The organism is Streptomyces sp. NPDC001153 (genome assembly GCF_053598315.1).
The window spans coordinates 1-18,654 of sequence record NZ_JBSFJZ010000068.1 but is presented as its reverse complement, the minus strand read 5'-3'; the positions used below and the strand labels follow the sequence as shown (position 1 = coordinate 18,654).

At 70.7% G+C, this 18,654-nt stretch carries 16 protein-coding genes; 11 read left to right on the top strand and 5 right to left on the bottom strand.

All coding sequences use genetic code 11. The features are described from left to right. Positions 1 to 71: 71 nt before the first annotated feature. The 3 genes from ACWDEN_RS43890 to ACWDEN_RS43880 all read left to right on the top strand — a co-directional run bounded on the left by ACWDEN_RS43890 (position 72) and on the right by ACWDEN_RS43880 (position 3,373). Positions 72 to 1,217 (top strand): GGDEF domain-containing protein, encoded by a 1,146-nt coding sequence (locus ACWDEN_RS43890; RefSeq protein WP_351606112.1) that lies wholly within the window; start codon positions 72 to 74, stop codon positions 1,215 to 1,217. A gap of 108 nt (positions 1,218 to 1,325) precedes the next feature. Further along, complete coding sequence (gene hutH, locus ACWDEN_RS43885) at positions 1,326 to 2,864, top strand: histidine ammonia-lyase (protein ID WP_351606215.1); 1,539 nt, start codon at positions 1,326 to 1,328, stop codon at positions 2,862 to 2,864. A gap of 263 nt (positions 2,865 to 3,127) precedes the next feature. Further along, positions 3,128 to 3,373 (top strand): hypothetical protein, encoded by a 246-nt coding sequence (locus ACWDEN_RS43880; protein WP_450863592.1) that lies wholly within the window; start codon positions 3,128 to 3,130, stop codon positions 3,371 to 3,373. Positions 3,374 to 3,424: 51 nt separating this feature from the next. Here ACWDEN_RS43880 and ACWDEN_RS43875 read toward each other — a convergent pair whose 3' ends face one another. Further along, positions 3,425 to 3,760 carry an LPXTG cell wall anchor domain-containing protein gene (locus ACWDEN_RS43875; RefSeq protein ID WP_450863590.1) on the bottom strand — a complete coding sequence of 112 codons (336 nt, stop codon included), beginning with the start codon at positions 3,758 to 3,760 and terminating at the stop codon, positions 3,425 to 3,427. A 109-nt stretch (positions 3,761 to 3,869) separates the two neighbouring features. On the opposite strand from ACWDEN_RS43875, the gene ACWDEN_RS43870 reads away from it, so the two are divergent. The 5 genes from ACWDEN_RS43870 to ACWDEN_RS43850 all read left to right on the top strand — a co-directional run bounded on the left by ACWDEN_RS43870 (position 3,870) and on the right by ACWDEN_RS43850 (position 11,528). Then, positions 3,870 to 4,217, top strand: a complete 348-nt coding sequence (locus tag ACWDEN_RS43870) for a hypothetical protein (RefSeq protein ID WP_450863588.1) — start codon at positions 3,870 to 3,872, stop codon at positions 4,215 to 4,217. A gap of 214 nt (positions 4,218 to 4,431) precedes the next feature. Beyond that, the gene (locus tag ACWDEN_RS43865) at positions 4,432 to 5,673 is read left to right on the top strand and encodes a L,D-transpeptidase (protein ID WP_351606123.1); all 1,242 of its coding nucleotides are present in this window, start codon (positions 4,432 to 4,434) and stop codon (positions 5,671 to 5,673) included. Positions 5,674 to 5,806: 133 nt separating this feature from the next. Continuing rightward, the gene (locus ACWDEN_RS43860; RefSeq protein WP_450863587.1) at positions 5,807 to 7,261 is read left to right on the top strand and encodes an ABC transporter permease; all 1,455 of its coding nucleotides are present in this window, start codon (positions 5,807 to 5,809) and stop codon (positions 7,259 to 7,261) included. A gap of 56 nt (positions 7,262 to 7,317) precedes the next feature. Then, positions 7,318 to 8,001: an ABC transporter ATP-binding protein gene (locus tag ACWDEN_RS43855; RefSeq protein ID WP_351606127.1), complete on the top strand. Its 684-nt coding sequence runs from the start codon at positions 7,318 to 7,320 to the stop codon at positions 7,999 to 8,001. A gap of 281 nt (positions 8,002 to 8,282) precedes the next feature. Then, the gene (locus ACWDEN_RS43850) at positions 8,283 to 11,528 is read left to right on the top strand and encodes a S8 family peptidase (protein ID WP_450863584.1); all 3,246 of its coding nucleotides are present in this window, start codon (positions 8,283 to 8,285) and stop codon (positions 11,526 to 11,528) included. A gap of 97 nt (positions 11,529 to 11,625) precedes the next feature. On the opposite strand, the gene ACWDEN_RS43845 is transcribed toward ACWDEN_RS43850, so the two are convergent. Continuing rightward, positions 11,626 to 12,519 (bottom strand): helix-turn-helix domain-containing protein, encoded by an 894-nt coding sequence (locus ACWDEN_RS43845; protein ID WP_450863582.1) that lies wholly within the window; start codon positions 12,517 to 12,519, stop codon positions 11,626 to 11,628. 169 nt (positions 12,520 to 12,688) lie between these two features. Between ACWDEN_RS43845 and ACWDEN_RS43840 the strand changes: the two genes are divergently transcribed. Beyond that, positions 12,689 to 13,729 carry an NAD(P)-dependent alcohol dehydrogenase gene (locus tag ACWDEN_RS43840; RefSeq protein WP_351606136.1) on the top strand — a complete coding sequence of 347 codons (1,041 nt, stop codon included), beginning with the start codon at positions 12,689 to 12,691 and terminating at the stop codon, positions 13,727 to 13,729. Between the two features lie 74 nt (positions 13,730 to 13,803). Here ACWDEN_RS43840 and ACWDEN_RS43835 read toward each other — a convergent pair whose 3' ends face one another. The 3 genes from ACWDEN_RS43835 to ACWDEN_RS43825 form a co-directional block, all read right to left on the bottom strand. Further along, positions 13,804 to 14,520 (bottom strand): hypothetical protein, encoded by a 717-nt coding sequence (locus tag ACWDEN_RS43835; protein ID WP_450863581.1) that lies wholly within the window; start codon positions 14,518 to 14,520, stop codon positions 13,804 to 13,806. Positions 14,521 to 14,711: 191 nt separating this feature from the next. Further along, the gene (locus ACWDEN_RS43830) at positions 14,712 to 17,147 is read right to left on the bottom strand and encodes a SpoIIE family protein phosphatase (RefSeq protein WP_450863579.1); all 2,436 of its coding nucleotides are present in this window, start codon (positions 17,145 to 17,147) and stop codon (positions 14,712 to 14,714) included. Positions 17,148 to 17,336: 189 nt separating this feature from the next. Further along, positions 17,337 to 17,864: a DUF4291 domain-containing protein gene (locus ACWDEN_RS43825; RefSeq protein WP_450863611.1), complete on the bottom strand. Its 528-nt coding sequence runs from the start codon at positions 17,862 to 17,864 to the stop codon at positions 17,337 to 17,339. Between the two features lie 197 nt (positions 17,865 to 18,061). On the opposite strand from ACWDEN_RS43825, the gene ACWDEN_RS43820 reads away from it, so the two are divergent. Beyond that, on the top strand, positions 18,062 to 18,574 hold the full coding sequence (locus ACWDEN_RS43820) for an SAV_915 family protein (RefSeq protein ID WP_450863578.1): 513 nt from the start codon (positions 18,062 to 18,064) through the stop codon (positions 18,572 to 18,574). After that, positions 18,574 to 18,654: DUF6317 family protein (locus tag ACWDEN_RS43815; protein WP_450863609.1), on the top strand; the 81-nt coding region annotated here is incomplete at its 3' end. The genes ACWDEN_RS43820 and ACWDEN_RS43815, both read left to right, overlap by 1 nt.

Genomic DNA, 18,654 nt, shown 5'->3' with positions numbered 1-18,654 from the left:
GCGGGACCGGTGATCCACCTGATCGCACCACCAATGTCCCGAATCCCGTAAATCATCCCTAACCTGGAGTAATGGGCGAGGACAAGCGGCTGGCAGCAGTCGTGGCGCTGGCGCAGGGCATGGCGGCGGCGCACACCCCGGCAGGGGCATGGCAGGCCGCCGCGCTCGGCGCCTGTCGAGCGCTGGACGGCAGCTTCGCCGCGCTGTCGGTGTGGGAGCGGGAGCTCGGCCGGCTGCGGGTCCTGGTGAACGTGGGGGACCGGCGCCCGGACGAGGAGGAGTTCCCCGAGTCCGAGGCCTACCCGGTGCACCAGTTCCCGGAGATCACCGAGTTCCTGCACGAGAGGTGGGCCGGAGGGGGCGGGGCGAACGCGTGGGTGGAGACCGCCGAGGGGACCGCCACCGGCACCCCCGGTTACTTCCACCGGCGGGTCGCCGCCCTGCGCCGCCGCGGCCGGGGCTGTTGTGTGGTCGCGCCGGTCGTGCTGCACGGCAGGGCCTGGGGCGAGTTGTACGTCGCCCGCGCCGTCCGGGCCCCCGTGTTCGACCGGGCCGACGCCGACTTCGCGACCGTGCTGGCCGCCGTCGTCGCCGCCGGGCTCGCGCAGACCGAGCGGCTGGAGGAGGCTCGCCGGCTCGCCTACACCGACGCGCTCACCGGACTCGCCAACCGCCGGGCCGTGGACGTACGCCTGGAGGAGGCGGTCGAGCGGCACCGTACGGAGGGCGTGGTCGTCAGCCTCGTCGTCTGCGATCTGAACGGGCTGAAGCGGGTGAACGACACGCTCGGGCACGCCGTCGGCGACCGGCTGCTGGAACGCTTCGGCTCGGTGCTGTCGTTGTGCGGTGCCATGGTGCCGGGGGCGCTGGTCGCGCGGCTCGGCGGGGACGAGTTCTGTCTGCTGGCCGTCGGGCCGCCCGCCGACGATGTCGTCAAGGCCGCCGACGAACTGTGCCGGAGAGCGGGGGAGTTGGAGCTGGGCGAAGGTGTGGCGTGCGGGGTCGCCTCGACCCAGGATCCGATCGGGGAGGTGCGGGACGCGCGCCGGCTGTTCCGGCTCGCCGACGCCGCCCAGTACCGGGCCAAGGCCCTGGGCGCCGACCGGCCGGTGGTGGCGGGGCGGGAGGGGCCGGAGGATCCGGTCGTACGGTTGGCCGACGAGCCGCCGCACATGGCGCCTGCCGAGCGGCGCCGGTTCCGCGGGCGCCGGCCGTAGGCCGGGGTCCCCACGGCTGAGGCGAAGCCCACACGGATCGGTAAGGGTCGCTCCCGTACTCCACTAGTGACATCTCCGCATTCACTGCGTACGCTCCTGAATATGGATATGCACACTGTGGTGGTGGGGACGTCGGGTGTCACGGCGTCCGACGTGCTCGCCGTGGCGCGCGGCGGTGCCCGCGTCGAGCTGTCGGCGGAAGCGGTGGCGGCCCTCGCGGCGGCCCGCGAGATCGTGGACGCGCTGGCGGCCAAGCCGGACCCGGTCTACGGCGTCTCGACCGGCTTCGGCGCCCTGGCGACCCGGCACATCAGCCAGGAACTGCGCGCCCAGCTGCAGCGCAACATCGTCCGCTCGCACGCCGCCGGCATGGGCCCGCGGGTCGAGCGCGAGGTCGTACGGGCCCTGATGTTCCTGCGGCTGAAGACCGTCTGCTCCGGGCACACCGGCGTCCGGCCCGAGGTCGCGCAGACCATGGCGGACGTGCTCAACGCCGGGATCACCCCGGTCGTGCACGAGTACGGCTCCCTCGGCTGCTCCGGCGACCTGGCCCCGCTGTCCCACTGCGCCCTGACCCTCATGGGCGAGGGGGACGCGGAGGGGCCCGACGGCACCGTCGCCCCCGCCGGTGAGCTGCTCGCCGAGCACGGGATCAAGCCGGTCGAGCTGCGCGAGAAGGAGGGCCTGGCCCTCCTCAACGGCACCGACGGCATGCTCGGCATGCTGGTCATGGCCCTCGCCGACCTCGACACCCTCTACAAGTCCGCCGACGTCACCGCCGCCCTCAGCCTGGAGGCGCTGCTCGGCACCGACAAGGTGCTGGCGCCCGAGCTGCACGCGATCCGCCCGCACCCGGGGCAGGGCGCCTCCGCCGCCAACATGCTGGCGGTGCTGAAGGGTTCGCAGCTCACCGGGCACCACCAGGACGACGCCCCGCGCGTCCAGGACGCCTACTCCGTGCGCTGTGCCCCGCAGGTCGCCGGTGCCGGGCGCGACACCATGGCGCACGCCCGGCTGGTCGCCGAGCGGGAGCTGGCCTCCGCGGTCGACAACCCGGTCGTGCTGCCCGACGGCCGTGTGGAGTCCAACGGCAACTTCCACGGCGCGCCCGTGGCCTACGTCCTGGACTTCCTCGCCATCGCGGCGGCCGACCTCGGCTCCATCGCCGAGCGCCGCACCGACCGGCTGCTGGACAAGAACCGCAGCCACGGTCTGCCGCCGTTCCTCGCCGACGACGCCGGAGTCGACTCCGGGCTGATGATCGCCCAGTACACGCAGGCCGCGCTCGTCAGCGAGATGAAGCGGCTCGCCGTACCGGCCTCCGCGGACTCCATCCCGTCCTCCGCCATGCAGGAGGACCACGTGTCCATGGGCTGGTCCGCCGCGCGCAAGCTGCGCACCGCGGTCGGCAACCTCACCCGGATCATCGCCGTCGAGCTGTACGCGGCCACCCGCGCCATAGAGCTGCGCGAGGGCCTCACCCCGGCGCCCGCCTCCCAGGCCGTGATCGAGGCCGTGCGCGCCGCCGGTGTGCAGGGCCCGGGCCCGGACCGGTTCCTGGCGCCCGACCTGGCCGCCGCCGACGCGTTCGTGCGCGGCGGTCACCTCGTCACCGCGGTGGAGGCCGTCACCGGCCCGCTGCAGTAACGTCTCCGCACAACACCAGGGACCCTGCCGTGTGCAGGGTCCCTGGTGTTGTGTCACTTCAGCTTGGCCTGCTGCGCGGTGACGACCTCGGGCGACACGGTGTACGCCTTCCTGGCCATGATGGCGCCCAGGTTCGTCGTGACATAGACCGACAGGGTCTTCCGTCGTACGAGGCCAGGGTGACCGTGGTGATGTCGCGGTCCAGCGACTTGTGCATCGTCTCCTCGAACTTCCCCTCGTCGAGGTCGTCCAGGGAGGTCGGCTTGGCCGCCGCGTCGGCCGGCGGGAGCCCGCTCATCACACGGGCCGGCGGCCGGCAGGACGCGTTGCCGGTGGTGATGGCCCTGGCCCGGGTGGCCGGCACCGCCGCCACCTTGAACCCGGGCACCTCGCCCTCGGCGATGATCAGCTTCTTCCCCGCCGGATGCATCCCCGCCCGAGCAGCCCGTGACAAGGGCGAACGACAGCGCGCCGACAGCTGCCGCGGCGCACAGCCGCACGCCCGATGATCTCTTCATGGGCGCACCATGAGGGAAACGTCAAAGGATCGTCAACGGCGATTAAAAGCCCAGGCGTTCGCGGCGCACCGAATACATCACGAAGCCGGCGCCGACGCCGAGGAAGAGGGTGCCGCCGACGACGTACGGCGTGGTGTCGATGCTTCCGGTGTCGGCGAGTTCGGTGTCGTCCGCCGCCTCCCGCGCGGTCTCGGCGGTCGCCTGCGACACCGCCCTGGCCTGCTGGGTCAGGCGCGCGGCGGAGGTTTCCGTACTCGCTCTCGCCGCCGAGTCCGCCGAGGAGTCCTGCGAGGCGTTCGCGGACGGGACGAACCACAGTGCGCACAGCAGAGTGCCCGCGGCGGTGGCGGTCAGCAGCGGACGGCGAGCGGATGACACGGAATATCGATCCCCTTGTGACGCTGGCGAATTGGCCGTGGGCAGCGATGTTAGTGAAAGTGGCGGGTCACAGGAAAGTCACGGGAGGTTTCAGTCGTACGCTCGCGCCATGAACGCTGAAGAGACATCACGTTTTGTACGGCTTCGGGTGGAGCTGGTCCTCGAGGTGCAGGACGAGGACGAGGTCACCAAGGCCGCGCTGCGCCGGCTCGCCACGGACCCGGAGCTGCCGGAGGCGGAGCGGACCCAGGCCGAGGGCGCTGTGACGGAAGACACCGCGGAGGCCCTGGCGTATCTCGTGGACCCGTTCGACCTGGTCGGCGAGGTGCCCGGGGTGGAGCTCCAGCAGGCGTCCTGGTCGAGTGAGCGGATCGACTACGACCCGGACTCGCCGGACTGGGACCTGGACGAGGAAGATGGGGGCGACGACGAAGAAGAAGAGGACGGCATCGGCTGAGCGTCACGGGGCACTCCTGACCCCGGACGGCAACCGCCGTCCGGGGTTTCGTCGTCTCAGGGGACGCACGGACCGACTCCCGCACCACGCCGCGGACGTGGTGTGCCCCACAGATCCACTGGATCCGGAACGGGACGGTACGGCCGTAGCGTTGAGGGTTCTTACGGGGGCTCTAGGGGTTTCTGGCGACTCGGCAACGATGGAGAAGCGTGTGATGACGGACAGTAAGCGGCGCAAGGGCCTGATGGCCGCGTCCGCACTGCTCGGCGGTGTCCTGGCCCTCACGGGCTGTTCCGGCGGCGGCAAGACCAAGTCGTCCGACCAGTCCTCCCAGGCCCAGGCCGACGCGGCGGCGGCGAAGAAGTCCTCGCAGGCGCAGATCACGATCACGCCGAAGGACGGCTCGAACAACGCGTCGATCAACAACTCCGCCACCGTCACCGTCACCAAGGGCACCCTCACCGGCGTCACCATGACCACCCAGGACGGCAAGGCCGTCGCCGGTCAGCTCTCCGCCGACAGGACGAGCTGGAAGCCCACCGCCCAGCTGCAGCGCTCCACCACCTACAAGGTCGCCGCGGAGGCCAAGGACGCCCAGGGCCGCATAGCCAACGAGAACGCGTCCTTCACCACCGTCTCCCCGGCCAACAGCTTCATCGGCACCTTCACCCCGGACGACGGCGCCACGGTCGGCGTCGGCATGCCGGTCTCGATCAACTTCGACAAGGCGATCACCAACAAGGCGGCCGTGCAGAAGGGCGTCACGGTCACCTCCAGCAGCGGCCAGGAGGTCGCCTGCCACTGGTTCAACGCCAACCGCATGGACTGCCGCCCGGAGCAGTACTGGAAGGAAGGCTCCACCGTCACCCTGAAGCTCGCCCTCGACGGCGTCCAGGGCGCGCCCGGCCTGACCGGCGTCCAGCAGAAGACGGTCACCTTCCACATCGGCCGCAACCAGGTCTCCTACGTCGACGCGAAGACCAAGCAGATGAAGGTCACGCAGGACGGCAAGGTCGTCAAGACCATCCCGATCTCCGCCGGCGCCCCCGAGCACACCACCTACCAGGGCCAGATGGTGATCTCGGAGAAGTTCAAGCAGACCCGCATGAACGGCGCGACGGTCGGCTTCAAGGACTCCGACGGCAAGGGCGAGTACGACATCAAGGACGTGCCGCACGCCATGCGCCTGACCAACTCCGGCACCTTCATCCACGGCAACTACTGGGGTGCGCCCTCCGTCTTCGGCAGCGTCAACACCAGCCACGGCTGCGTCGGCCTGCAGGACGTCAAGGGCGCCGGCGACGCGAACACCCCGGCCGCCTGGTTCTACAGCCACTCCCTGATCGGTGACGTGGTCGTCGTCCAGAACACCGGCGACAAGACGGTCGCCCCGGACAACGGCCTCAACGGCTGGAACATGGACTGGGCCCAGTGGAAGGCCGGTTCGGCGGTCTGACGACCCGTCCACAGCTTCTCCGGTGCCGCCCCCAGGGGCGGCACCGGTGTTTGCGGGCCCGGCCACAGCCCTTCTCATGCATCTCTTATGCCGGGCTTAGGGCGCCGTCACGGTCCGCCCCTAGCTTGCGGCCATGTTCTTCACCTACCTGAGGCGCGAACTGCGCCGCCGCAGAAAGGCGGCCCTCGTCGTCGCCTCCGGCCTCGCGCTGGGCATCGCGCTGGTCATCGTCGTCAACTCCGTGTCCAGCGGCATGGGGAAGGCCCAGGACAAGGTCCTGCAGTCGCTGTACGGCCTGGGTACGGACATGACCGTCACCAAGGCGGCCACACCGACCGCGGACAGCTCCGGGCAGCCCCGCTTCCGCTTCGACGCCCGGAACAACGACGACAAGTCGTCCCAGAGCAGCGACCGGGTCCGGGTGCAGGGCTTCACCACCCTGGCCTCCACCACCGTCGACAAGGTGGCGGGCCAGAAGGGCGTCTCGCAGGCCGTCGGCGGGCTCAGCCTCAACGTCTTCCGCGTCGACGGCTCCTTCACCCGCGGCCAGTTCCGGCAGAGCGGCGGCAGCGGTGGCTTCCAGCGCGGCGGCGAGGGCGGGCAGCCGCAGGGTGAGGTCAAGGGCGGCGGCGCCGACTTCAACATCAACCAGTACACGGTCTACGGCACCGATGTCACCCACATCGGGCTCGGCCCGCTGACCTCCTCGAAGATCACCGGCGGCCGTACCTTCAAGTCCACCGAGACCGACGCCAAGGTGGCCGTGGCGGACTCGGCGTACGCCAAGACCAAGAAGTACAAGGTCGGCTCCACCGTCACCATCAGCGGCACCACGTTCACGGTCATCGGCATCGCCACCGCGAACAGCGGCGACTCGGCGGCCGACCTGTACGTCCCGCTGAAGCAGGCGCAGACCCTCGCCGGCGAGAAGGACAAGGTCACCACGATCTACGTCAAGGCGACCGACTCCCAGAAGATCGACCAGGTCAAGAGCGCCATCCAGAAGAACGTCTCCGGTACGACCGTCACCACCTCCTCCGACCTGGCGAAGACCGTCTCCGGTTCGCTGTCCACCGCCTCCTCCCTCGCCACCAAGGTCGGTACGTGGCTGTCCATCGCGGTGCTGGTGGCCGCGTTCCTGGTCGCGGGCCTGCTGACCTCCTCCGCGGTCTCCCGGCGCGTCCGCGAGTTCGGCACGCTGAAGGCGCTCGGCTGGAAGTCGGGCCGGGTGACCCGGCAGGTGGTCGGCGAGGCCGTCGTCAACGGCCTGGTCGGCGGCGCCCTCGGCATCGCCCTGGGCCTCGCGGGCGCGTACGCGGTCACGGCCGCCAGCCCGACGCTGCAGGCCCAGTTGGGCGGCGACAGCGGTGGCGGCGGCTTCGGCGGCGGGCCCGGTGGTGGCGGCTTCGGGGGCCCCGGCCGCCAGGCGGCCAAGTCCCTGGAGGTCGCCCTGACGGCCCCGGTCAGCGTCACGACGATCGCGCTGGCGGTGGCCCTGGCGGTGGCCGGCGGTCTCATCGCCGGTGCCTTCGGCGGCTGGCGCGCGTCCAGGCTCCGCCCGGCGGACGCGCTGCGCCGGGTCGAGTAGCCGAGGCCCACCGCGCAGCGCACCCGAAGCCCCCCGAACCCTCCCCAGGAGCCACCATGTACGAACTGACCAATGTGACCAAGCGCTATACAAGGGGCAAGGACACCGTCCACGCCCTCGACGGAGTCGACCTCGCCGTCTCCGACGGCGACCGGCTCGTCATCCAAGGCCCCACCGGTGGCGGAAAATCCACCCTCCTGCAGATGCTCGGCGGCCTCGACCGCCCCACCTCCGGCGAAGTCGTCCTGGACGGCATCGACCTGGCCAAGCTCAGTGAAGCCCGGCTGACAAGGGTCCGCAGCGAGAACATCGGCTTCGTCTTCCAGTCCTTCAACCTCATCCCCACCCTCACCGCCCAGGAGAACGTCGAGACGGCCCTCGTCCCGCTCGGCATCAAGGTCAGGGAGCGCCGCGAACTCGCCGCCGACGCACTGAAGTCCGTCGGTCTCGGCGAACGCCTCTCCCACCTCCCCGGCGAGATGTCCGGAGGACAGCAGCAGCGCGTCGCCATCGCCCGGGCCGTGGTGAAGAAGCCCAAGGTGCTGCTCGCCGACGAACCGACCGGCAACCTCGACGAGGGCATGCGCGACGAGATCATGGACGTACTCGAACGCCTGTGGAAGGAGCACGGGTTGACCTTCATCATGGTCACCCACGACTCCGCGATCGCGAAGAAGGCCCCGCGAGTGGCCACCATCCGCAAGGGAAAGATCACGGTAAGGGAGAACGCCGGCGCCTGACGCTTTGTTACAGCGATCCGCCCGCGACGTAACAGTTTTCCGTCGCTCTTTCTTACCGTCCTCTCATCCATTGAGACGTCTGATCACCCCCCGGCATACTGCGTGACCCGGGGGGTTCGACGTGCGTACCGAGGTGTGCACGTACGAGACCACCCCGGCCGGGCGAACGGGGAATTCGCCGCCCGGTACTCCATCTCCAGGGGGAGAACTTGCGCAGACAAGTGAAAAGAGCTGCTGCGGCCGGTGTCGCCCCGGCCGCAGTCGTCGCCCTCGCAGCGGGTATGACCAGCCCGGCGTCGGCGAAGCCCGCGGAGCGCACGCCGACCGCCGTCTCCGCGCTCACCGCGAAGAGCCATGTCACGCTCATCACCGGAGACCGCGTCGCCCTCGACGCCAAGGGCCGCATCGTCGGCCTGCAGCGGGCCAGGGGCCGCGAGCACATACCCGTCCAGGTCCGCAGGACCGAGGGCCACACGCTGGTCGTCCCGGTCGACGCGGCCCGCCTGGTGGCCTCCGGCAAGCTGGACCAGCGCCTGTTCGACGTCACGGAGCTGAACAAGGCGGCGACCCGCCGGGCCCAGAAGGACGGTCTGAAGGTCATCGTCGCCTACACCGGCTCCGGGGCCGCCCGGGCCGCCAGGGCGGACGTCCGGGACGCGGGCCGTCTGCGCCGCAGCCTCAGCGCCCTCGACGCCGACGCCGTACAGGCGCCGGTCAAGGACACCGCCGGGCTGTGGCACGCCGTCACCCATGGGGACGACACCGCCGCCGGCATCGCGCACGTCTGGCTCGACGGCGTCCGCAAGGCCTCCCTCGACACGTCCGTGCCGCAGATCGGCGCCCCGGTCGCCTGGAAGGCCGGGTACACCGGCAAGGGCGTGAAGGTCGCCGTCCTGGACACCGGTGTGGACACCCGCCACCCGGACCTCAAGGACCAGGTGATCGCGTCCAGGAACTTCTCCGGCGCCGCCGACGCCACCGACCACTACGGGCACGGCACCCACGTCGCCTCCATCGTGGCGGGCACCGGCGCCAAGTCCGGCGGCAAGTACAAGGGAGTCGCCCCGGACGCCGAGATCCTCAACGGCAAGGTCCTGGACGACACCGGCTCCGGGGACGACTCCGGCATCCTGGCCGGCATGGAGTGGGCGGCCGCGCAGGGCGCCTCCGTCGTCAACCTCAGCCTCGGCGGCTACGACAGCCCCGGCATCGACCCGCTCGAGGCCGAGGTCGACAAGCTCTCCGCCACCAAGGGCATCCTGTTCGCGATCGCCGCCGGCAACGACGGCCCGCAGTCGATCAGTTCGCCGGGCAGCGCGGACGCCGCGCTCACCGTCGGCGCCGTCGACAAGAAGGACAAGCTCGCCGACTTCTCTTCCACCGGCCCGCGCCTCGGCGACTACGCCATCAAGCCCGACGTCACCGCGCCCGGCGTGGACATCACCGCCGCCGCGGCCAAGGGCAGCGTCCTCGACCAGGAGGTCGGCGAGAAGCCCGAGGGCTACCTGACCCTCTCCGGCACCTCGATGGCCACCCCGCACGTCGCGGGCGCCGCCGCGATCCTGAAGCAGGAGCACCCCGACTGGGGCTACGCCGAGCTGAAGGGCGCGCTCACCGGCTCCGCCAAGGGCGGCAACTACACGCCCTACCAGCAGGGTTCGGGCCGTATCGCGGTGGACAAGGCCATCGGCCAGTCCGTGATCGCCGACCCGGTCTCGGTGAACTTCGGGCTGCAGCAGTGGCCGCACACCGACGACAAGCCCGTCACCAAGAAGGTGACCTACCGCAACCTCGGCGACAAGGACGTCACGCTCTCCCTCAGCAGCACCGCCCTCGACCCCAAGGGCCACACGGCCCCCTCGGGCTTCTTCCGGCTCGGCGCGACCAGGCTCACGGTCCCCGCGCACGGCAAGGCCTCCGTCGGCCTCACCGCCGACACCAGGCTCGGCGGCACCCTCGACGGCGCCTACTCCGCCTACGTGACCGCGACCGGCGCCGGCCAGACGGTCCGCACGGCCGCCGCGGTGCAGGGCGAGGTGGAGTCGTACGACATCACGCTGAAGGTCATCGGCCGCGACGGCAAGCCGGCGAAGTTCTACAACGCCGACCTCAGCGGTGTGGGCGGTCTGGCCAGCGGCACGCACGTGAGCCCGTACGACCCCTCCGGCACGGTGAAGGTGCGCGCGCCCAAGGGCACGTACATCCTGAACTCCGCCGTCTTCGTGGACAAGGACGGCACCAAGGGCACCGACTGGATCGCCCAGCCGAAGCTGACCGTCTCCAAGAAGCAGACCGTCACGATCGACGCGCGCAGGGCCAGGCCCGTGGACATCACCGTCCCGGCCTCGGGCGTGAAGTCGCAGTTCGCCGCGCCGGGGTACTCCCTCACGGTCGGCGACAGCGAGTTCGGCTACAACTGGTTCCTGGACTCGTACGACAACTTCCGCACCGCCCACCTGGGCCCGCGGCTGCCCGCCGGCCGGCTGTTCCAGCAGTGGGACGGTCACTGGACCAAGGGGTCGAGCGAGGAGTACGACGTCACCTCCGGCGGCCCGGTCACACAGCTCGCCACCGGCTACACCAGGCACTACAGGGCGAGTGAGCTGGCCACCGTCAAGGCCCGGCTCGGCGCCGCCGCGCCCGGCAAGACCGGCTCGATCAGCCCCGTCGGCTGGCTGCCCGGCAGCTCCGGCGCCTCCTCCATCGACATCCCGCAGAAGCTGCCCGGCACCCGCACCCTGCACGTGTCAGCGGGCGGCGGGGTCCTGTGGGACCTGGACTTCAGCCAGTACGGCGGGCGCGACCAGGACGGCTTCCCGATCCAGGAAGCCGGCTACACGCTCGGCCAGTCCACCTTCAAGGCCGGCCACAGTTACAGCAGGACGGTCAACACCGCGGTCTTCGGCCCGCACGTCGACAAGGACCTCGGGCTGTTCCGCAGCGGCAACGAGATCTACGGCTCACTGCCGCTGTTCGCCGACTCCGGCAGGCACGCCGGGTACTCGGAGTTCACCTCGGTGAACACGACCCTGTACCGCGACGGCACCGAGGTCGGCTCCAACGCCGACCCGCTGTTCGGCGACGGGACCTTCAAGGTCCCGGCCGGCGACGGCGCGTACAGGCTGACCACCTCGGTCAGGCGCTCGGCGCGGGTCGCCCAGGCCTCCTCGCGGATCGACGCGGCCTGGACCTTCCGCTCCAGGAACGTGTCCGGCACCGCCGTGAAGCTCCCGGCCTCCGTCCTGCACTACGGCGCCACGACCGACCTGGACAGCCGGGTCCCGGCCGGCCGGACGGTCTCCTTCCCGGTCACCGTCGAGGGCTCGGCCGCGGGCGGAAACCTGAAGTCCCTCGCGGTGTACGTCTCCTACGACGGCAAGACCTTCACGAAGGCCGACGTCCGAGGCGGCAGGATCACCGTGAAGAACCCCGCGAAGGGCAAGTCCCTCTCCTTCCGCTCCGTGATCACCGACAAGCAGGGCAACACGTCGGAGATCACCGTCTACGACGCCTGCTTCGGCAAGTGAGCCGCAGCGCCCGCTGAACGAGCGAGGGGCACCCGGAGCAAGGCTCCGGGTGCCCCTCCGTCCGTGAAGGCGCCGCACGAACGCGCCGTACGAAGGCCTACGCCGACGGCACCGCGCGGGTCGCGTCCGTGCCCCAGCTGGCCAGCAGACGCAGGGAGTCGGCGGACGCGGAGCCCGGCTCGGCGTGATAGGTGATCAGGGACTGTTCCGCGTCGCCCGTCAGGCGGAAGGACTCGAAGTTCAGGGCGAGGTCGCCGACCAGCGGGTGGTGCAGGTGCTTGACGCCATGGCTCTTCTCCTTGACGTCGTGCGTCGCCCACAGACGACGGAACTCCTCGCTCTTGACGGACAGTTCACCGACGAGCGCCGACAGCCTCGGGTCGTCCGGGTGGCAGCCCGCGTCCATGCGCAGGGCGCAGACGATGTCGATCGCCTTCTGCTCCCAGTCGACGAACAGCTCACGGTAGTCCGGGCGCAGGAACACCAGACGGGCCCAGTTGCGCTCGGCCGCCGGCAGTTCCCCCCAGTCACCGAAGACCGCTGCCGCCATCCGGTTCCAGGCGAGGATCTCCGAGCGGCGCCCCACGATGTACGCCGGTACGCCGTCCATCGTGTCCAGCAGCTGCCGCAGCGCGACGCGGACCTGCTGCTGCCGCGCCGCCGGCTTCTTCTTGTGCGACTTCGGCTTGGCCAGATGCGTCAGATGCGCGTGCTCGGCGTCCGACAGCCTGAGCGCCCGGGCGATCGAGCCCAGGACCTCCGCCGAGACGTTGCGCCCGTTGCCCTGTTCCAGCCGGGTGTAGTACGCCACCGACACCCCGGCCAGCTGCGCCAGCTCCTCGCGGCGCAGCCCCGGCACCCGGCGGTGCCGGCCGAAGTCGGGCAGCCCCACGTCCTCCGGCTTCAGCCGGGCCCGCCGGCTGCGCAGGAACTCGCTCAGCTCGGCACGCCGGTCCAGCGGCGGGGACGAGGGCAGGGGCTGGTTGTCCATACGTCCAGTATTCATCGTCGTACGCACAGGAACCTGACCCCGCCAGTGGTAGGCACAGCGGTCGTACGCAAAGGCGTGGCCTGGGTGGCCGGCCCGCATCGCGGCAGGCTGGGGCCGTACCCGGTCGGAAGGCAACCGGGCACGGAAACCCTGCTAGGAGAACCCCGGCATGACCACTGTTGCTGCGTACGCCGCGCCCGCCGCGAAGGCCCCGCTGGAGCGGACGACCATCGAGCGGCGCGAGGTCGGCGAGTTCGACGTCCTGATCGACATCAAGTTCGCCGGTATCTGCCACTCCGACATCCACCAGGCCCGCGAGGGCTGGGGCGAGGCCATCTTCCCGATGGTGCCCGGCCACGAGATCGCGGGCGTGGTCCGCGAGGTCGGCCCCGGCGTGACCAGGTTCGCCGTCGGCGACCGGGTGGGCGTCGGCTGCATGGTCGACTCCTGCCGTGAGTGCGAGAACTGTCTCAAGGGCCTGGAGCAGTTCTGCCTCAAGGGCATGGTCGGCACGTACAACGCCGTCGGCAAGGACGGCAAGCCCACCTACGGCGGCTACTCCGAGAAGATCGTCGTCGACGAGAACTACGTCGTACGCATCCCCGACGGCCTGTCGCTGGACGTGGCCGCCCCGCTGCTGTGCGCCGGCATCACCACCTACTCGCCGCTCAGGCACTGGAACGCGGGCCCCGGCAAGAAGGTCGCCGTGGTCGGACTGGGCGGCCTGGGCCACATGGCCGTCAAGATCGCGCACGCGATGGGCGCCGAGGTGACCGTCCTCTCGCAGTCCCTGCGCAAGAAGGACGACGGCCTGAAGCTGGGCGCCGACCACTACCACGCCACCAGCGACCCGAAGACCTTCGAGGAGCTGGCCGGCACCTTCGACCTGATCGTCTCCACCGTCTCGGCACCGATGGACTTCGGTGCGCTGCTGTCGCTGCTGAAGGTGGACGGCGCGCTGGTCAACGTGGGTGCGCCCGAGGAGCCCGTCGCCCTGAACCTGTTCTCGGTGATCGGCGGCCGCAAGACCCTCGCCGGGTCGATGATCGGCGGCATCGCCGAGACCCAGGAGATGCTCGACTTCTGCGCCGCGCACGGGTTGGGCGCCGAGATCGAGCTGATCGGCGCGGACGAGATCAACGAGGCGTACGAGCGGGTGCTGGCGAGCGACGTCCGCTACCGCTTCGTGATCGACACGGCGACCATCTGACGGGCCCGCCCGGGGCGCTCAACGGGGTGCTTCCCGGTGCCGTGCCGGCGCAGGGAAGCGCCCCGACCCCGGTCCTAGCTGATCGAGAAGCACTCTCCCGCACGGTGGGCCCGCACGAGCACACCCCCGTCCGCGCCCGGCCGGACGACATGGGCGCGACCCAGCCCCGCCACCCGGACCTCGCCGCCCACCACGTGGAGCAGGGTGTTCTCGTCCACCGCGACCCCGTACGGCGCCGCGCCCCGCCCGACCACCGCGATCAGCCGCGCGAGCGTCCCCCACTGGGCGGCGTGGACGTCCACCGCGAACGGCACCAGCCCGAGCCCCGCCCGCACCTCGACCTCCGCCAGGTCCTCCCCGGTCTCCTCCGGGCACACCGGCACCCCGTCCGCCAGCCACCCGCCGACCACGGCCCGCCGCGCGGCGACGGCGGCACCGGCGGAGAACCCGGCGTACGGCATCCCACGCCCGGCGAGCAGCGCCGGCAGCCGTTCCGGACAGCCCCCGAGCGCCTCCTGGTACGCGGGCGTCAGCCCACCGCACACCAGCAGCCCGTCGACCCCCCGCAACGCCGCCTCGGGCTCGAACCGGCCGCCGAGCGGTACGAGCAAGGGCACGGGCGCGGCCGGCCCCGCCTTCCGCAGCACCTCGGCATACCGCTCGAACTGTGCCGCCCCGTCGCCCTCGTCGACGATCAGACACCCGATGCGCCGGTCCCCTCCGACAGCACGGACGAAGGGCTCGTACACCTCGGCCGTGTCCCACCCGCCACCGATCAGAAATGTGCTCACCGGAAAGAAGCTACGGGGGAGGGCCCGCCCCCGTCGCCGGAATTACCCGGCCTGCCTTCCCGGCCCGCCCGCCCCGCTCTGCCCCGAGGCACAGGGGAACTGGCCGACGGAGGCAATCGCATCGTCGCCTGCACCGCGGGAAACGTCTTCGCGCTCCCCCCTGTGTGACCTCGTGTGACCTCGGCCGCGCGTCATGCGGGCGGCAGAGACTGCTCCGTCCAGACGGTCTTGCCGTCGTGGGTGTAGCGGGTGCCCCACCGCTCCGTGAGCTGCGCGACCAGGAAGAGCCCGCGTCCGCCCTCGTCCGTGCTGAGGGCCCGTCGCAGGTGGGGGGAAGTGTGGCTGGTGTCGGACACCTCGCAGGTCAGGCAGTGCGTACGGATGAGGCGCAGGGTGACGGGGCCGGCCGCGTAGCGGTAGGTGTTCGTGACGAGCTCGCTGGCGACCAGCTCCGTGGTGAAGGCCAGTTCGGTCAGACCCCATTCGGCGAGTTTCGCCGTGGTCAGCTCCCTGGCGCGGGCGGCCGAGGTCGCCTCCAGCGGCAGCTGCCACGAGGCGACGTTCTCCGGCCGCAGCACGCGGGTACGGGCGATGAGCAACGCGACGTCGTCGGTGGGCAGATGGCCCTTGGGCAGCAGCGCTTCGACCACGGCGTGGCAGGCGTGGTCCAGAGGTTCCGTGGTGCTGGTGAGACAGGCGCGCAGGTTCTCCAGCGCGGTGTCCACGTCGCCGCTGCCCGCCTCCAGGAGGCCGTTGGTGTAGAGCGTGAGCAGGCTCCCCTCGGGGAGGTCCAGCTCGTACGTTTCGAAGGGCAGTCCGCCCAGGCCCAGCGGCGGCCCCGGGGGCGGATCGAGCACGGTCACCTCGCCGTCCGGGGTGGACACGACCGGCGCCGGGTGACCGGCCCGTGCCAGGGAGCAGCGCTGGGAGACCGGATCGTAGACGGCGTAGAGGCAGGTCGCCCCGAGCACCTGCTCGATCGCCGACGGGTTGCCGTCCGTGTTCGCCTCCAGCTCGGCGGCCAGCAGACTGACCAGATCGTCCAGCCGCGCCACCACCTCGTCCGGTTCCAGGTCGAGACTGGCCAGGGTGCGCGCGGCGGCGCGCAGCCGGCCCATCGAGGCCGCGGCGTGGATCCCGTGACCGACCACGTCCCCGACGACGAGGGCGACCCGGGCCCCGGACAACGGGATCACGTCGAACCAGTCACCCCCGAGCCCCGGTTCACCGCTTGCCGGGAGGTAGCGGCAGGCCACCTCCACGGCCGGCAGGTCGGACAGCGTGCTCGGCAGCAGACTGCGCTGAAGCGTCAGAGCGGTGTTCTGCTGCTGGGTGAAGCGGCGCGCGTTGTCGATGCAGACGGCGGCACGCGAGGAAAGCTCCTGGGCCACCGCCGCATCATCGTCCTCGAAAGGCTCCGAATTGCGCGACCGCCACAGGCTCACCACGCCCAGTACCAGGCCGCGCGCGACCAGGGGCACCGCGATCAGCGAATGAACGCCGAGCCCCAGGGCGAGCTCGATCCGCCGCCGGTCCATGGCGTACCACTCGGGGCGCAGGCACAGCCGCCCTTCGAGAATCGGGCGACGCTCGGCCAGGCACCGCGCCTGCGCGGAATCCGGCAGCAGCGGTACCACATCGCCCTCCCGGAACGGGACGCGGTCTTCCCGTGGTGAGAGGGCGGTCCGGAGCAACGGACCTGCGGTGCCGGGAACGGGTTCGTCACCCAGTGTCACGCACTTGAGGAGGTCCACCGAGCAGTAGTCGGCCAGGCCCTGTACGGCCACCTCGGCCAGTTCCCGAGCGGTCTGTGCCACGTCCAGCGAGTTTCCGATCCGGGCGCTCGCCTGGTTCAGCAGAGCGAGTCTGCGCTGCGCCCGGTGGCGGTCGGTCACGTCCTCGATCGTCTCGGCCACGCCGAGAACCCGGCCCGAGGGGTCCTCCATCCGGAACGCCGAGACGGACACGATCCGTTCCCGGCCCGGCTCGTGGCGTGCCCGGGCCGACTGCTCCGTGAAGATCAAAGGCTCGCCGGTCTCCAGGACGTGCCGTACCCGTTCATCGGCCGGACCCGCGTCCTCGTCGACCATGAATTCACGGGGGCGGTGGCCTACCGGCGCCTCGGCCGGGACGCCGCTCGCCTTCTCGACCGCACGGTTGACCCTGATCACTCTCCTGTCGGGGCCGTACGTGACCAGACCGATCGGCGACCGGCGGTACAGGCCGTCCAGCAGCGCACGGTCCCGCTGCCAGGCGATGACCTCGGCGGCAGGAGCACCCACCAGGAGCCACTCCTGACCGCCCCCCTCGCGGGTGACCGCACGGGCCCGGAAACCCATCTCCAGGCGGCGTCCGTCGCGGTGCCGGACGGGCAGGACCCCGAACCATCCCCCCGCCTTCACGGCGTCCACGGCGACGGACCGCGCGAGCGGCAGGTCACGGCTGTCGATCAGGAGGTCCTGCCACGCCCGTCCGATCACTTCCTTGGCCGGATAGCCGAGCAGTTCCTGTGCGCGTGCACCCCAGCCGACCACGGTGCCCTGATCGTCGAGCACGGCCGCGGCGCCACGCCCGAAAGCGAAAGGATCCTCAGGACTCTCGCTGAAATGCATCGACGGCGTCCCCATAGCCACCACCTTGCCTCCGTGACTCCGATGTTCCTCCCGGCGGTCTCCGTCCGCGACTCTCCCGTCCCCCTCGGGCCGGCCGGGCCGACCTCAGGTCGGTTCGGCCACTGCTCCGGTGCCGGAGCGAAACCCGCCGGACAGGAGGCCCCCACCCCTGGTGGCAGTCGGCTTCGGGGCGAGTGCGTACGGTCACGGGCGCAGGTGGGCCAGTAGCGCGTCCTCGGCGGGGTACGGCAGCTCTTCGGGCCGCAGCCGGGTCGCGGAGTCCAGGTCGCCGCTGCTGACGTGTGCGTGGATCTCGTGAGCGAGCGGAGTCACGTCGCTGATGGAGATCGTCCACTCGTCCGCGTAACGCTCCACGGCCTCACCGGAGAGCCCGAGTTGCAGCGAGCGGCAGGGCAGCGGCTGCAGGTGCAGATCGCGTTCGGGGTCCCACTGGACACGGGCCGGTGAACGCTTCAGCCGGCGTTGCCAGGTGCCGCGGTCGGGATGCAGCCCACGGTCGTAACTCGACAGGCACGTGTTGCGCAGCGCCCACTCGAAGCCGTCACGGGTGATCTCGACAGCGAGCACGGTCTCCTGCCCCGGCTTCGTGCCCCAGCCGCAGCGGTACATCATCCACAGGAACGACGGCTTGATCCAGGTCGAGCCTCGCTCACAGACCATTTCCGCGCCCTCGGAATGTCCTGAGGCTGGGCAACACCTGGGCGGATGTATCCGCTCGCTCTCTTGGACCTCCTCCCCGGCCGGTTCACCTGCGGGTCAAAGCAAGGTCAGCAGGCGATCAAACGACTGTATGGATCCCGTGTATGCCCCCGCTACTGCCCGACATTGGATAATTTGCCCCATCGCCCGCTGGCTACTGTGGCCGGGTCCAGGCAGCCACGGGGTATCACGGGGAAGAGGTGACGGCGGTGGGGGCGCCGATACGTTCGCGCCTGTTCGACTATTTCGAGCCGGAGGACGCACATCCGGATTCGGCCGCCCTCTCGGAACCGGGTACTGAGCCGAGGCGTTCGCGTCTGCTGGACTGCGTCGAAGCGGCGCCGTCCCTACGGCCTGAGGCGGAACACCGGCCGGGCCCGAAACCCGGCGTTCCCGCTTATCACACGCCGGTGTTCGTGCCGGCGCATCCCAGGTCCGTGGTGACGACGGGCGTGACAGGCCGTCTCGCTCGCGTGCCGTTCATCGTCTACGAGCTCTTCGAGCACCCCGCGAGCGGCACGGTGGCCTTCGCTTTCACCACGCTGGAGAAGCTGGTAGAGGCACTCGGTGATTCGCAGCCGTGGGCCGCGGCCTCGATCGGTCCGCTCGCCGAGGGTATGCGGCAGCAGGGCGTCACCGTCCTCCTCGATCCGCGGGTCGCTCAGGGCCAACGCAACTGGCAGCCGGAGGATCTGGCCGCCTATGCGCAGGAGGTCCGCTGATGTCGGCCGGCTTCAAGGTGATCCTGGACGACCTCACCACGATGGCGAAGACGTTTCACGACCAGGCCACCGACTGGCGC